Origin of the sequence: Bacillus cereus group sp. MYBKT111-2, assembly GCF_051915205.1 — a bacterium.
Lineage (GTDB): Bacteria > Bacillota > Bacilli > Bacillales > Bacillaceae_G > Bacillus_A > Bacillus_A paranthracis.
Genome location: NZ_JBQAEG010000017.1, coordinates 34,488 through 48,528, shown reverse-complemented (window position 1 = coordinate 48,528; position 14,041 = coordinate 34,488). Strand labels below are relative to the sequence as shown.

Here is a 14,041-nt window from a genome sequence, read left to right as displayed (position 1 = left end):
ATGATGGCAGAGAGGTCACACCCGTTCCCATACCGAACACGGAAGTTAAGCTCTCTAGCGCCGATGGTAGTTGGGACCTTGTCCCTGTGAGAGTAGGACGTCGCCAAGCAACTAAAAACACAAGTCTTTTGACTTGTGTTTTTTTGTGTTTTCAAACAGTATGCAAAAAGAAGTAATGGTAATACAAACACGTTGCCCAAGGATGAATCATATTATATAAGAAATCGATGTATATTTTTCTGTAAATTGTTAAGGAATAGAAGTATAAAATATGTCCATTTAAATTAAATAGGGAGGGAAAGATATGAAATCACAAAACGAAGTTTGTATTGTTTGTGAGACAGAAAGAAAAGAAGGGATATATGTTTATAATAATTTAATATGTTATGAATGTGAAAAGGACATGGTGAATACAGAAACAAATGATCCAAAGTATATATATTATTTAAAACAGCTTCGGAAATTAGAAGTATCATATTTTTAAATAGGCATATGCCTATTATTTTTTTTGTTCTGTATAATAGAGAAAGAATGAAATAATAAGGAAGAGATATAGATGAATCAAAATCGCATACCTTTATATGAAGCATTAATAGAGTTTAAAGAAAGAAGGCCGTTATCCTTTCATGTTCCAGGTCATAAAAATGGTTTAAACTTCCCTCAAGGGGCAGTAGAGGAGTTTAAAGATATACTATCTATCGATGTAACTGAGTTATCAGGGTTAGATGATTTACATAGTCCGTTTGAATGTATAGATGAGGCACAACAATTATTAGCTGATGTATATGGAGTGAACAAAAGTTATTTTTTAATTAATGGTTCAACAGTCGGGAACTTAGCAATGATTTTGTCTTGCTGTAGGGAACATGATATTGTTCTTGTACAAAGAAATTGTCATAAATCAATTATTAATGGTTTAAAATTAGCAGGAGCAAATCCAATTTTTTTAGATCCATGGATTGATGAAGCTTATAACGTACCCGTGGGAATTCATGATGAGATTATTAAGGAAGCAATTGAAAAATACCCAAATGCGAAAGCACTTATTTTAACACATCCTAATTATTATGGTATGGGGATGGATTTAGAGGCAAGCATTGCTTATGCACATGCACATAAAATTCCTGTGTTAGTAGATGAAGCGCATGGAGCTCATTTTTGTTTAGGTGGGGCATTTCCAAAGTCAGCTTTAGCATATGGTGCAGATATTGTAGTTCATTCCGCACATAAAACATTACCTGCGATGACGATGGGATCCTATTTACATATAAATAGCCGCTTAGTGAAAGAAGAAAAAGTTTCTACTTATTTAAGTATGCTACAATCTAGTAGTCCATCGTATCCAATTATGGCTTCCCTTGATATTGCACGCTTTACGATAGCGCGTATAAAAGAAAAGGGACATGATGAAATTGTCGAGTTTTTACAGGAATTTAAAGAAGAATTGTCTTCTATCCCACAATTAGCTATTTTACAATATCCATTACAAGACGAGCTAAAAGTTACCATACAGACGCGTTGTCAGTTATCAGGATACGAATTACAGTCTGTATTAGAAAAGGTTGGTATATATACCGAAATGGCAGATCCATATAATGTCTTATTTATTTTGCCTTTGCAAGTAAATAAGAAGTATATGAAGGCTATAGAGATGATCCGGGCGGCATTGCAACCTTATGAGGTGAAAGACAAGACGGAATCTATTCGTTATACTTATAAAGGAGAAATTTCTCCCCTGCCGTATACATATAAACAACTGGAAGGATATGAAACAAAAGTAGTATCTGTAGAAGAAGCAGTTGGGATGATAGCGGCGGAAATGGTAATTCCATATCCACCTGGTATTCCATTGCTTATGTATGGAGAAAGAATTACTTCAGAACATAAAGAGCAAATTATGCATTTAGAGAGAGCAGGCGCTCGTTTTCAAGGTAGCACGAAATATATGAAAGTGTATGATATAGAAAGTAGGTTTTAGGATGAAGGGATTATTTGTAACAATTGAGGGGCCAGAAGGTTCGGGTAAAACAACGTTAATTCAAGGTTTATTGCCATACTTTGAACAAAAGGAACAAAAGGTAATGGCGACGAGAGAACCAGGTGGTATTGCAATTTCTGAGGAGATTAGAACGATTTTACATAAGCAAGAATATACGATGATGGAAGCACGTACAGAGGCACTTCTATATGCCGCTGCACGTAGACAACATTTAGTGGAAAAAGTTATGCCGGCACTTGATGAGGATTACCTTGTATTATGTGATCGTTTTATAGATAGCTCTTTAGCGTATCAAGGCTATGCAAGAGGGTTAGGTATGGATAAAGTATTTGAAATCAATCGTTTCGCAACAGAAGACTGCATGCCTAGTTTAACAATTTACCTAGACATTGAACCCGAGGTTGGTTTAGCTCGAATTGCAAAAGATGCAGGACGTGAAGTGAATCGGTTAGATATGGAAGATATCACTTTCCATAAACGTGTGCGTGAAGGGTATTTACAAGTTGTAGAACGTTTCTCGGATCGTATTGTATTAGTAAATGCTGATCAACCAATGGAAAAACTTATAGAAGAAGTTATTCAAGTTATAGAAGATAAATTGTTATAATGGAAGGAAAGAATGAAATAAGTGAGGTATGCATTATGACGAAGACGTGGGAGCAGCTTTCTGCTATACAACCCATCGGTGTAAAAATGTTGATGAATAGCATCGCAAAAGAGCGTATATCCCACGCTTACTTATTAGAGGGAGGGAAAGGGACAGGAAAGTTTGCGACAGCAATTCAAATGGCAAAGAGTTTCCTCTGTTCTCAGCGGAATGGGGTAGAGCCTTGTCATGTATGTACAAATTGTAAGCGAATTGATTCAGGTAACCACCCAAACTTATATATTGTAAAACCAGACGGATTGTCTATTAAGAAGCAGCAAATTCATGATTTACAAGAAGAGTTTTCAAAAACAGGATTAGAAGCAAATAAAAAAGTATATGTTATTGAGCACGCAGACCGTATGACAGCAAATGCGGCGAATACACTGTTGAAATTTTTAGAAGAACCAAGTAGTGATACAACAGCTATTTTACTTACTGAACAAAGTCATCAAATTTTAAATACGATTTTATCTCGTTGTCAAGTTGTTACATTTAGACCGTTACCTACGGAATCTTTAATTAGAAGATTACAGGATGAAGGTGTTACGACATCTTTATCGACACTTGCTGCACAACTCACAAATAGTTTTGATGAAGCTTTAGCTTTATGTAGTGATGAATGGTTTGCACAAGCACGAGCTTTAGTGATAAAATTATGTGAAGCGCTCGAAAAAGATAAAGCCTCTATTTTTTTTGTACAAGAAAAATGGGGAAAACACTTTGGAGAGAAAGAACAATTACAGCAAGGTTTAGATATGTTGCTCCTTATTTATAAGGATTTATTATATGTTCAACTTGGAGAAGAAGATCGTCTTGTTTTTCATGAGCAGAAAGAGATGTTTGAATCTTTCTCCTACGCTCAGAAGCGCATTGTATCAGCTCTCTTTAATATATTAGAGGCAAAAAATAGAATCAACGCTAATGTAAATGCGCAGCTTGTGTTCGAACAGTTAGTGTTGCGGTTGCAGGAGGGATGACCGTTTTGTATGATGTAGTAGGTGTTCGCTTTAAGAAGGCCGGAAAGGTGTATTACTTTGATCCGAATCAGTTCGATATCTCTGAAAATGAGTTTGTAATTGTAGAAACGGTAAGAGGTATTGAATACGGAAAAGTAGTTATTACCAAAAAGCAAGTTGATGAAAACGACGTTGTATTACCACTAAAAAAGGTTATTCGCATTGCAAATGAAAACGATCGTACCATTGTTGAAGAGAACAAACATGCTGCAAAAGAAGCATATCAAGTTTGTCAGCAAAAGGTAGTAGAACATAATCTTGATATGAAACTTGTAGATGTAGAGTATACGTTCGATCGCAATAAAATTATTTTCTACTTTACTGCGGATGGTCGGATTGATTTTCGCGAACTAGTGAAGGACTTAGCAGCAATTTTTAGGACAAGAATTGAACTAAGACAAATCGGTGTTCGTGATGAAGCGAAAATGCTTGGTGGTATTGGTCCATGTGGTCGTATGCTTTGTTGTTCTACTTTTTTAGGGGATTTTGAACCTGTATCCATTAAGATGGCAAAGGATCAAAATTTATCATTAAATCCTGCAAAAATCTCTGGTTTATGTGGTCGCTTAATGTGTTGCTTAAAATATGAGAACGATGAATATGAGGCAGCAAAGGAACAACTTCCTGATTTAGATCAACGTATACAAACCCCGCATGGTACTGGCCGTGTTATCGGATTAAATATTTTAGAAAGATTAATTCAAGTGGAACTAGTAGACAAGGAACGGATAGTAGAATATACGTTAGATGAGTTAGTGAATAAAGGGGTCGTTTCGAGTCAAACCACAGATTAATGAGGTGGGTGCTTGTGGAGAAAAAAGATATTTTTGCATCGGTTTCTAGTATGGAAGAGCAAATTGGACATTTATATAAACAGTTGGGAGAATTAAAACAACATCTTGCAGAGTTACTGGAAGAAAACCAACATATAAAAATGGAAAATGAAAATTTGCGACACCGCTTTGAAGAAGTACAGATTAAAGAAAAACAAAAAACTCAAAAACGTAAAGAAGTGAAGCCGAAGACAGATATTGGTGAAGGCTACGATAATTTAGCAAGACTATATCAAGAAGGTTTTCATATTTGTAATCTGCATTATGGAAGTGTACGTAAAGAGGGAGATTGTTTATTCTGCCTGTCATTTTTAAATAAAAAGTGAAATTACCTTTCCAATAATAATTGGAAAGGTAATTTTTTATACATGAGAGTAGAATCGAATATGTTTTTTATTAGTAGAAGATGAAATAGGGTAGGTTAAGTGTAAGAAAAGGAGCAACATATGAATTTATATGAAGATGAACGTTTAGATTACTTATTAGCACAAGATTTGAAGATTATACAAAGCCCATCAGTATTTAATTTCTCGTTAGATGCTGTTTTACTTGCAGACTTTGCTTGGGTGCCAATTCAAAAAGGTAATTTACTTGATTTGTGTACAGGTAATGCAGTTGTGCCCCTTCTATTAAGTACAAGGACGAAAGGGAATATTACTGGTGTAGAAATTCAAGAACGCTTATATGATATGGGAATAAGAAGTGTCCAATACAATAAGTTGGAAGAAAGAATTCACTTAATACACGGGGATTTGAAAGATATGCCGGAGAAACTTGGGCGTCATCAATATGATGTTGTCACATGTAATCCGCCTTATTTCCAAACACCTGCAACTTCTGAAAAAAATATGAATGAACATTTAGCGATAGCTCGTCATGAAATTATGTGTACACTAGAGGATGTTGTATCTGCAAGTAGTCAGCTAGTAAAGCAAGGCGGGAAAGTAGCATTTGTACATCGTCCAGGTCGTTTATTAGATATTGTTACATTAATGCGTAAATACAAAATTGAACCGAAGCGTGTACGATTTGTTTATCCTAAGGCAGGGAAAGAAGCGAATACATTGTTAATTGAAGGAATTAAGGACGGAAACGCAGATTTGAAAATATTGCCACCTCTTTTTGTATATGAAGAAAATAATGAATATACAAAGGAGATTCGTTCTATTTTATATGGAGAAGAATAAGCATTGTTTTTATGTAGTGGAGTGCTCTGATGGAAGTTACTATGCTGGATATACAAATCATATAGAGAAGCGGATTGAGACCCATAATAGCGGAAAAGGGGCTAAGTATACGCGTGCTAGACTTCCTGTTGCTTTAAAGTACGTAGAATTTCATGAAGATAAGCGTACAGCTATGCAAGCAGAGTATTATTTTAAGCAATTAAATAGAAAACAAAAAGAAGAATATATGCAAAAAGGAGAACGCTATGTGGCAACAAAAAAGCTTTCAACAAAGTGAAAAGGGAGTTTTATATTTAGTACCAACTCCTATTGGAAATTTAGAAGATATGACATTTCGTGCAATCCGAATTTTAAAAGAAGCGGATTTAATTGCTGCTGAAGATACGAGACAAACGAAAAAACTTTGTAATTATTTTGAAATTGAAACGCCTGTTATGAGTTACCACGAGCATAATAAAGAAGTAAGTGGAAAGAAAATATTAGAGAAGTTAGATGAAGGAAAGACTGTAGCACTTGTTAGTGACGCTGGTATGCCGTGTATTTCCGATCCAGGCTATGATATTGTTGTCGAGGCAGTAGCTGAGCAATATCATGTAATCCCGCTTCCTGGGGCAAATGCAGCCCTTACAGCATTAATTGCATCAGGACTTGAAACAAAACAGTTTTATTTCTATGGGTTTTTACAAAGAAATAAAAAAGAAAGAAAAATGGAGTTAGAGAAGCTTCGTTACATACAAACTACAATGATGTTTTATGAAGCGCCCCACCGCCTGGATGATACTTTAATCTCGATGCAAGAAGTATTGGGAAATAGAGAAATCGTATTATGCCGAGAGTTAACGAAAAAATTCGAGGAATTTATTCGAGGAACAGTTGAAGAAGCAATTGAGTGGACGAAACAAAATGAAGTTCGTGGTGAGTTTTGTATTTTAGTAGCTGGTTCAACGGAAGAACCTGCTCCAGAAGAAAAATGGTGGGAATCTATTTCAGTATATAATCATATTGAACATTATATAAACGAAAAAGGTATGAATTCAAAAGAGGCGATAAAAACAGTCGCTAAAGATCGAGATTTGTCGAAACGCGATGTATATCAAATCTATCATGTCGATAAAAAATAAGCTTCTCATAATTGAGAAGCTTATTTTGCTGTTTCGATATAATCTTGAAGCTCGTTTAAGATTTGCTCAGCGCCTTCTTTGCTTAAGATAATTTTACCTTCAGCTAAAGATAGGTTACCATCAGATACTTCACCAGTTACTTGGCAAGTCATGTTTGGCTTATATTTTTTTAAGATGATTTTCTCGTCATCAACATAGATTTCAAGAGCATCCTTTTCTGCAATACCTAAAGTACGGCGTAATTCGATCGGAATTACTACACGACCTAATTCATCAACTTTACGAACGATACCAGTAGATTTCATAATTCTTTTCCTCCTAAAGAAATAGTTTATAAGTTTCGAGTCTATTTTTAGATTCGTCATTTTTCGACAAAATACCCTATGGACATATGATACCAATCATTTACATTTCCGTCAATTCTTTAATTCTATATTTTTTAAAAAGATTTATAGATTTCTTACTTCTTATATATAATAGAATTTGAGTAATTTCTACTATTATTTCACTTTATTTTCGGAAAAATCAAGAAATTATAGGTGATGACTGTATATTTTCTTGAAATATGAGTAATAGATGATAAATATAAAAATATGAACTTGTTTTTATCCTGCATTAACGAGTAGTAAGATTCTAAATTTTAAATTCGGCTGGGCCAAAGAAGTTAAGTGGAAGTCGGATTGCTCGTAAAAGTCCGATTGGTGTGGGTTGATAATCCGTGGGAATGAACAAGACCCTCACAGATTAAAGTTTCACTTTATATATAAGTTTTTGATATACTATTTATAAATACATATGAGGTTATCCGGGAGGTCCAAAACAATGACAAAGGAAAACAAATCCTTTTATATTACTACCCCAATTTATTATCCAAGTGGAAAATTACACATTGGACATGCTTATACAACAGTAGCAGGAGATGCGATGGCACGATATAAGCGTATGCAAGGATATAATGTTCATTATTTAACAGGAACTGATGAGCATGGACAGAAGATTCAAAAGAAAGCAGAAGAATTAAACGTTACACCACAAGCATATGTGGATAACATCGTTGCAGGAATTAAAGAACTTTGGGAGAAAATGGATATCTCTTATGATGATTTTATTCGTACAACGGAAGATCGTCATAAAGATGTTGTTGAAAAAATCTTCAAGCAACTAGTAGACCAAGGTGATATTTATCTTGATGAATATGAAGGTTGGTACTCTGTACAAGATGAGACATTCTATACGGAGCATCAATTAGTAGATCCAATTATGGAAGGTGACAAAGTAGTTGGAGGAAAAAGTCCAGATAGTGGTCATGATGTAGAACTTGTTCGTGAAGAATCGTATTTCTTTAGAATGGGTAAATATGTTGACAGATTATTAAAATTCTACGAAGATAATCCACATTTCATTCAGCCAGAGTCTCGTAAGAATGAAATGATTAATAACTTTATTAAACCAGGCTTAGAAGATTTAGCAGTTTCTCGTACTTCATTTGACTGGGGCGTTCGTGTTCCAGGTAATCCGAAACACGTTATTTACGTATGGGTTGACGCATTATCTAACTACATTACAGCATTAGGTTATGGAACAGAAAATGAAGAGATGTATAAGAAGTTCTGGCCAGCAGATGTGCATTTAGTTGGAAAAGAAATTGTTCGTTTCCATACAATTTATTGGCCAATCATTTTAATGGCATTAGATTTACCTCTTCCGAAAAAAGTCTTTGCTCACGGTTGGATTTTAATGAAGGATGGAAAGATGAGTAAGTCAAAAGGAAATGTAGTAGATCCAGTTACATTAATCGATCGTTATGGATTAGATGCATTACGTTATTACTTACTTCGTGAAGTTCCATTTGGATCTGATGGCGTATTCACACCAGAAGGATTTGTGGAGCGTATTAATTTCGATTTAGCAAATGACTTAGGTAACTTATTAAATCGTACAGTAGCTATGATTGATAAGTACTTTAACGGAGAAATCCCTGCATTTAAAGCAAATGTAACGGAGTTTGATGAAACGTTAGTAACGTTTGCAAAAGATACATTGAAAAAAGTGGAAGAAGCAATGGAGAATATGGAATTCTCTGTAGCTCTAAGCTCAATTTGGCAATTGGTTAGCCGTACGAATAAATATATTGATGAAACACAACCATGGGTATTAGCGAAAGATGAGAATGATCGTGAAAAGTTAGCTTCTGTAATGGCTCACTTAGCAGAAGTACTTCGTCAAACGGGTATTATGCTTATGCCATTCTTAACAGTAGCACCAAGCAAAATGTTTGCTCAGCTTGGCCTTACTGATGAAGCGCATAAATCTTGGGAAAGCTTATCTACAATCGGCTGTATTCCAGCTGGAACAAAAGTAGAAAAAGGAAACCCGATTTTCCCTCGTTTAGAAATGGAAGTAGAGGTAGAGTACATTAAAGAACAAATGAAAGCCTCTGCTCCTAAAGTAGAAGAGAAAAAAGAAGAAGAACCGAAGGCAGAAGAAATTACAATTGATGATTTCTTTAAAGTAGAATTACGCGTAGCTGAAGTACTATCTGCTGAACCTGTGAAAAAGGCAGATAAGTTGTTAAAAATACAACTAGACTTAGGCACAGAAAAGCGTCAAGTTGTCTCTGGAATTGCAAAATTCTATTCGCCAGAAGACCTAAAAGGTAAAAAGGTTATTTGTGTAACAAACTTAAAACCTGTAAAATTACGCGGTGAATTATCACAAGGTATGATTTTAGCGGGTGAAGAGAATGGCGTATTGTCATTAGCATCGATTGACCAAAATCTACCAAATGGTACAAAAATTAAGTAATTAAGACAAGAAAAGAGATGTTTCACGTGTAACATGTGTGAAGCGTCTTTTTTCTTTTTACACTCTCAATTTTTGCATTAAGATTGTAGTATTGTTATCGTTAAGTTATAAAAGAGCTTATTTACGTAGAATAAATTTGATTTCAATATAAAAGGAGTTATGTATTATGTTGTTTGATACACATTCACATTTGAATGCAGAGCAATTTGAAGAAGACTTACAAGAAGTTATCGCCCGAATGAAAGAAGCGGGGGTTACTTATACAGTTGTTGTTGGTTTTGATGAAGTAACGATAAAAAAGGCGATTGAATTAGCTGAAGCCTATGATTTTATTTATGCCGCGGTTGGATGGCACCCAGTTGATGCAATCGACATGACAGAAGAGCATTTAGCTTGGTTAGAAGAACTTGCTTCTCATCCTAAAGTCGTTGCACTTGGAGAAATGGGCTTAGATTATCACTGGGATAAGTCTCCAAAAGAAATACAGAAAGAAGTATTCCGTAAACAAATTGCATTAGCGAAAAAAGTAAAATTGCCGATTATTATACATAACCGCGATGCAACCCAAGATATTGTTGATATTCTAGAAGAAGAGAATGCGGCTGAAGTAGGAGGCATTATGCATTGCTTTAGCGGCAGCGTAGAGGTAGCAGAGCGATGTGTTGATATGAACTTTTTAATTTCGTTAGGTGGACCAGTTACATTTAAAAACGCTAAGAAGCCGAAAGAAGTTGCTACTGAGATTCCATTAGAAAAATTGTTAATAGAGACGGATTGTCCGTATTTAACACCACATCCATTTCGAGGAAAACGAAATGAACCAAGTTATGTAAAACTCGTAGCAGAAGAAATTGCAAACTTAAAAGGAATTTCTTATGAAGAGGTAGCGGAAGTAACAACTAAGAATGCAAAAGCTTTATTTGGTGTCGAATAAAAAGAATGGGGAGAGCCCATTCTTTTTATTTTTTGAGAAACGTAATAGTAGAAGTGGTAGAGAAACCGAGGGTGAATGAGTAAGTGTTACAATAAGGAGAGAGAACAAAGTTTTAGACATTCTATTTTTTAAAATGTAAGAATGGGGAAAATAATAATGGAAAAGTCGTCATTTTTTTGTTTTACTAAGTAGAGACGAAACGAGTGTGGAGGCAAGCATGAAAATTAAAGAGATTATCGTTGTAGAAGGTAAAGATGATACAGTCGCGATTAAGCGTGCTGTTGATGCGGATACAATTGAAACGAACGGTTCAGCAATCGGTGATCATGTTATTGAACAAGTTAAATTAGCGCTGCAAAAACGAGGCGTTATTATTTTCACAGATCCGGATTATCCTGGAGAGCGTATTCGAAAAATTATTTCTGATAAGGTGCCTGGATGTAAACATGCTTTTTTACCGAAGGAAGAAGCACTTGCTAAGAGGAAAAAAGGTGTCGGGATTGAACATGCTTCTAATGAATCAATTCGCCGTGCTTTAGAGAATATACATGAAGAAATGGAAGCTTACACAAGTGAAATCAGTTGGAGCGATTTAGTCGATGCAGGTTTAGTGGGCGGAGAAATGGCAAAGAGTCGCAGAGAAAGAATGGGTAAGCTATTAAAGATTGGTTATACAAACGCAAAACAGTTACATAAACGTTTACAAATGTTTCAAGTTTCAAAAGAATCATTTGCAGAAGCTTATAAGCAAGTCATACAGGAGGAAAGAAAATGAAGGATATCGCAACGCCAAATCGTACGAAAGATATTGTTGAAAAGTATGGATTTTCATTCAAAAAAAGTTTAGGACAAAATTTTTTAATTGATACGAATGTATTAAATCGTATCGTTGATCACGCTGAAATTGGTTCAGAAAGTGGTGCAATTGAAATTGGACCAGGTATCGGTGCATTAACAGAACAATTAGCGAAGCGTGCTAAAAAAGTAGTGGCTTTTGAAATTGATCAAAGGTTATTACCGATTTTAGATGAGACGTTAGCTCCATATGGCAACGTTACAGTTATCAATAAAGATGTACTAAAGGCAGATGTACATGAGGTGTTTAGTGAGCAATTTGAAGAAGGGCAAGATGTAATGGTAGTAGCTAACTTACCATACTATATTACAACGCCAATTTTATTTAAATTGCTGGAAGAGAAATTACCGGTTCGTGGATTCGTTGTTATGATGCAAAAAGAAGTTGGGGATCGTTTAGCGGCTAAGCCTGGAACGAAAGAGTATGGCTCTTTATCCATTGCTATTCAGTATTATACAGAGGTAGAAACAGTTATGACTGTACCGCGTACAGTGTTTGTGCCACAACCGAATGTTGATTCTGCAATTATTCGCCTCCTAAAGCGTCCTAAACCAGTGGTAGAGGTAACAGATGAGACATTCTTCTTTGAAGTAGTACGAGCAAGTTTTGCACAGCGCCGTAAAACTTTAATGAATAATTTATCAAATAATTTAAATGGTTTCCCGAAAGATAAAGAGCTGTTGGATCGGATTTTAACAGAAGTAGGAATTGATCCAAAACGAAGAGGCGAAACGCTATCTATCGAAGAGTTTGCGACATTAAGTAATGCATTAGTTCTTCATAAGTTATCATAAGAGTACAAAAGGGACAGTTCAAATTGAACTGTCCCTTTTGTCACCTTTCTCCTCCTAAATTCATACTTTAAAAACAGGTAAGATGGCCTAACGAGTTTGGAGGTAGGAGAATGGCTTTACATGTTGGAGAATTAGTGGAACGATATTCTCATAATAGGGATATCCTTTTTCGTATTATAGAAATAAAAGGCGAGATAGCTATATTGTTTGGAGAGGAAATTAGATTAGTGGCAGATGCGCCACTTGAAGATTTAATTAGTATAGATCAACGAGAACATAAAAAGAGAGCGAAGCGTGAGAAAGAAACAATGGAGCGGACGTATCGTTTGTTTCAACAAGATTACGTATTAATGAAACAAAGGCATGAACACACTTCAACTGGTGGATATACAAGTGAAGTGAATTATTTTCAAATGCCAGGGCGTGTCTTGCACATAGATGGAGACCCGTTATATTTGCGCAAGTGCCTAGATTTATATAATAAAATTGGTGTTCCTGTACAAGGTATTCATTGTAAAGAAACGGAGATGCATGAAAAGGTAGTAGATTTAATAGATCATTTTCGTCCGGACATTTTAGTTATTACAGGGCACGATGCGTATACAAAATCAAAAGGCGTAAAGGGAGATTTAGCAGCATATAGGCATTCAAGGCATTTTGTACAGGCTGTTCGAGAAGTGCGAAAAAAATATCCATCGTTGGATCAACTCGTTATTTTTGCTGGGGCATGTCAATCACACTTTGAAGCATTAATCCGAGCAGGTGCTAATTTTGCTAGTTCCCCATCTAGAATTAATATTCACGCACTAGACCCTGTATATGTGGTTGGTAAAATTAGTTTTACGTCATTTATGGAAAGGGTTAATGTATGGGATGTTGTACGTAATACGATTACTGGTGAAAAGGGACTTGGCGGGATTGAGACAAGGGGGATTTTACGCACGGGATTACCTTTTCAACATTATGAAGAATAAGCAAGGTACATATGTATCTTGCTTTTTTGTATGGAGAGGATTTAAATCAGTTTGGATAAAAAGAGACAAGAACGCACAGACTACATAATGATACTTTTACAATATAGTATTTCTTCTATCTATTCGAACGCATGATGCTTTTATAATGATATTGTCTGTGAGTTGCGGTTAATAATTGGGATAGATATATCGTGTTTTAAGTGTTCAATCTAAATTACAGCGAGGTGTAACGAAGTATATGTCAAAACGTTTAGATGAAATTAAAAGCGAATTAGATCACCATCTTGGACAGAGACTGATGTTAAAGGCGAACAGTGGGAGAAGAAAAACTGTAGAACAATCAGGTGTACTTGCAGAAACGTACCGTTCTGTTTTTGTTGTACAACTGGATCAACAAGAAGATGCGTTGCAACGTGTATCGTATAGCTATGCGGATGTTTTAACAGAGACAGTAGAGTTAACATTTTATGGTGAACCTCATAATGAAGTGATTTTATAATTCATGTATCGTTACATATATTCCCACAAATGAAAAGCTATATTATTTTGCATACTAATTATACCGTAGCAAAATAAGGAGGGACTCTGCATTGAGTAGACGAAGAGGTGTCATGTCAAATCAATTTAAAGAAGAGCTTGCAAAAGAGCTAGGCTTTTATGATGTTGTTCAGAAAGAAGGATGGGGCGGAATTCGTGCGAAAGATGCTGGTAACATGGTGAAACGTGCTATAGAAATTGCAGAACAGCAATTAATGAAACAAAACCAGTAGTTGTAAGATACTTTCTATGCTACGGTAGCCGAGGAGTGATTCCTCGGCTTTTTGTACTATAAAAGGTGCCATCATTTTACATAAGTAGTTTCATTCTGAATGC

Annotated in this window: 17 protein-coding genes and 1 rRNA gene; 17 read left to right on the top strand and 1 reads right to left on the bottom strand. The window is 35.5% G+C overall.

All coding sequences use genetic code 11. The features are described 5' to 3' along the window. From rrf to rsmI, 10 genes are all read left to right on the top strand, one after another. Positions 1-109: ribosomal RNA gene (gene rrf, locus ACTFNE_RS26905) — 5S ribosomal RNA — on the top strand; the annotation flags it as partial. Positions 110-304: 195 nt separating this feature from the next. Beyond that, positions 305-484, top strand: coding sequence for a sigma factor G inhibitor Gin (locus ACTFNE_RS26900; RefSeq protein WP_000842028.1), 180 nt, complete (start codon positions 305-307; stop codon positions 482-484). Between the two features lie 72 nt (positions 485-556). After that, positions 557-1,978 (top strand): aminotransferase class I/II-fold pyridoxal phosphate-dependent enzyme, encoded by a 1,422-nt coding sequence (locus tag ACTFNE_RS26895; protein ID WP_046199536.1) that lies wholly within the window; start codon positions 557-559, stop codon positions 1,976-1,978. Position 1,979: 1 nt separating this feature from the next. Further along, positions 1,980-2,606: a dTMP kinase gene (gene tmk / locus ACTFNE_RS26890; protein ID WP_000677231.1), complete on the top strand. Its 627-nt coding sequence runs from the start codon at positions 1,980-1,982 to the stop codon at positions 2,604-2,606. Positions 2,607-2,641: 35 nt separating this feature from the next. Continuing rightward, the gene (gene holB / locus ACTFNE_RS26885; protein ID WP_270706289.1) at positions 2,642-3,625 is read left to right on the top strand and encodes a DNA polymerase III subunit delta'; all 984 of its coding nucleotides are present in this window, start codon (positions 2,642-2,644) and stop codon (positions 3,623-3,625) included. A gap of 5 nt (positions 3,626-3,630) precedes the next feature. Beyond that, positions 3,631-4,458 (top strand): PSP1 domain-containing protein, encoded by an 828-nt coding sequence (locus ACTFNE_RS26880; protein ID WP_000272429.1) that lies wholly within the window; start codon positions 3,631-3,633, stop codon positions 4,456-4,458. A gap of 14 nt (positions 4,459-4,472) precedes the next feature. After that, positions 4,473-4,823, top strand: coding sequence for a DNA replication initiation control protein YabA (yabA, locus tag ACTFNE_RS26875; protein ID WP_000412056.1), 351 nt, complete (start codon positions 4,473-4,475; stop codon positions 4,821-4,823). A gap of 120 nt (positions 4,824-4,943) precedes the next feature. Continuing rightward, entirely contained in the window at positions 4,944-5,684 is a 741-nt protein-coding gene (locus tag ACTFNE_RS26870) for a tRNA1(Val) (adenine(37)-N6)-methyltransferase (RefSeq protein ID WP_001055351.1), read from the top strand. Further along, a complete protein-coding gene (locus tag ACTFNE_RS26865; protein ID WP_000414340.1) occupies positions 5,671-5,961 on the top strand; it encodes a GIY-YIG nuclease family protein in 291 nt (96 codons plus the stop codon). Before ACTFNE_RS26870 ends, ACTFNE_RS26865 begins: the two co-directional genes overlap by 14 nt. Beyond that, positions 5,930-6,805 carry a 16S rRNA (cytidine(1402)-2'-O)-methyltransferase gene (gene rsmI, locus ACTFNE_RS26860; protein ID WP_046199537.1) on the top strand — a complete coding sequence of 292 codons (876 nt, stop codon included), beginning with the start codon at positions 5,930-5,932 and terminating at the stop codon, positions 6,803-6,805. Before ACTFNE_RS26865 ends, rsmI begins: the two co-directional genes overlap by 32 nt. Positions 6,806-6,825: 20 nt before the next feature. On the opposite strand, the gene ACTFNE_RS26855 is transcribed toward rsmI, so the two are convergent. Beyond that, positions 6,826-7,110, bottom strand: a complete 285-nt coding sequence (locus ACTFNE_RS26855; protein ID WP_000843036.1) for an AbrB/MazE/SpoVT family DNA-binding domain-containing protein — start codon at positions 7,108-7,110, stop codon at positions 6,826-6,828. A gap of 517 nt (positions 7,111-7,627) precedes the next feature. Here ACTFNE_RS26855 and metG point away from each other — a divergent pair. The 7 genes from metG (at position 7,628) to sspF (ending at position 13,938) form a co-directional block, all read left to right on the top strand. Continuing rightward, on the top strand, positions 7,628-9,610 hold the full coding sequence (metG, locus tag ACTFNE_RS26850; RefSeq protein WP_046199538.1) for a methionine--tRNA ligase: 1,983 nt from the start codon (positions 7,628-7,630) through the stop codon (positions 9,608-9,610). Between the two features lie 166 nt (positions 9,611-9,776). Continuing rightward, positions 9,777-10,544: a TatD family hydrolase gene (locus tag ACTFNE_RS26845; protein WP_000895831.1), complete on the top strand. Its 768-nt coding sequence runs from the start codon at positions 9,777-9,779 to the stop codon at positions 10,542-10,544. Positions 10,545-10,761: 217 nt separating this feature from the next. Further along, entirely contained in the window at positions 10,762-11,319 is a 558-nt protein-coding gene (rnmV, locus tag ACTFNE_RS26840) for a ribonuclease M5 (RefSeq protein WP_000692830.1), read from the top strand. Next, on the top strand, positions 11,316-12,194 hold the full coding sequence (gene rsmA, locus ACTFNE_RS26835) for a 16S rRNA (adenine(1518)-N(6)/adenine(1519)-N(6))-dimethyltransferase RsmA (RefSeq protein ID WP_000651552.1): 879 nt from the start codon (positions 11,316-11,318) through the stop codon (positions 12,192-12,194). Before rnmV ends, rsmA begins: the two co-directional genes overlap by 4 nt. 110 nt (positions 12,195-12,304) lie before the next feature. Beyond that, on the top strand, positions 12,305-13,168 hold the full coding sequence (gene yabG / locus ACTFNE_RS26830; protein ID WP_001173738.1) for a sporulation peptidase YabG: 864 nt from the start codon (positions 12,305-12,307) through the stop codon (positions 13,166-13,168). A gap of 238 nt (positions 13,169-13,406) precedes the next feature. Beyond that, on the top strand, positions 13,407-13,667 hold the full coding sequence (gene veg, locus ACTFNE_RS26825; protein WP_000044349.1) for a biofilm formation stimulator Veg: 261 nt from the start codon (positions 13,407-13,409) through the stop codon (positions 13,665-13,667). A 91-nt stretch (positions 13,668-13,758) separates the two neighbouring features. Next, a complete protein-coding gene (gene sspF / locus ACTFNE_RS26820) occupies positions 13,759-13,938 on the top strand; it encodes an acid-soluble spore protein SspF (RefSeq protein ID WP_001985066.1) in 180 nt (59 codons plus the stop codon). Positions 13,939-14,041: the final 103 nt, after the last annotated feature.

Excerpts from the sequence above, each read along its gene's own strand:
- metG (WP_046199538.1), top strand. The coding sequence starts at position 7,628 with ATGACAAAGGAAAACAAATCCTTTTATATTACTACCCCAATTTATTAT.
- yabG (WP_001173738.1), top strand. The coding sequence starts at position 12,305 with ATGGCTTTACATGTTGGAGAATTAGTGGAACGATATTCTCATAATAGG.
- ACTFNE_RS26845 (WP_000895831.1), top strand. The coding sequence starts at position 9,777 with ATGTTGTTTGATACACATTCACATTTGAATGCAGAGCAATTTGAAGAA.
- veg (WP_000044349.1), top strand. The coding sequence starts at position 13,407 with ATGTCAAAACGTTTAGATGAAATTAAAAGCGAATTAGATCACCATCTT.
- holB (WP_270706289.1), top strand. The coding sequence starts at position 2,642 with ATGACGAAGACGTGGGAGCAGCTTTCTGCTATACAACCCATCGGTGTA.
- ACTFNE_RS26865 (WP_000414340.1), top strand. The coding sequence starts at position 5,671 with ATGGAGAAGAATAAGCATTGTTTTTATGTAGTGGAGTGCTCTGATGGA.
- rsmA (WP_000651552.1), top strand. The coding sequence starts at position 11,316 with ATGAAGGATATCGCAACGCCAAATCGTACGAAAGATATTGTTGAAAAG.
- ACTFNE_RS26900 (WP_000842028.1), top strand. The coding sequence starts at position 305 with ATGAAATCACAAAACGAAGTTTGTATTGTTTGTGAGACAGAAAGAAAA.
- tmk (WP_000677231.1), top strand. The coding sequence starts at position 1,980 with ATGAAGGGATTATTTGTAACAATTGAGGGGCCAGAAGGTTCGGGTAAA.
- ACTFNE_RS26855 (WP_000843036.1), bottom strand. The coding sequence starts at position 7,110 with ATGAAATCTACTGGTATCGTTCGTAAAGTTGATGAATTAGGTCGTGTA.
- rnmV (WP_000692830.1), top strand. The coding sequence starts at position 10,762 with ATGAAAATTAAAGAGATTATCGTTGTAGAAGGTAAAGATGATACAGTC.
- rsmI (WP_046199537.1), top strand. The coding sequence starts at position 5,930 with ATGTGGCAACAAAAAAGCTTTCAACAAAGTGAAAAGGGAGTTTTATAT.
- ACTFNE_RS26895 (WP_046199536.1), top strand. The coding sequence starts at position 557 with ATGAATCAAAATCGCATACCTTTATATGAAGCATTAATAGAGTTTAAA.
- ACTFNE_RS26870 (WP_001055351.1), top strand. The coding sequence starts at position 4,944 with ATGAATTTATATGAAGATGAACGTTTAGATTACTTATTAGCACAAGAT.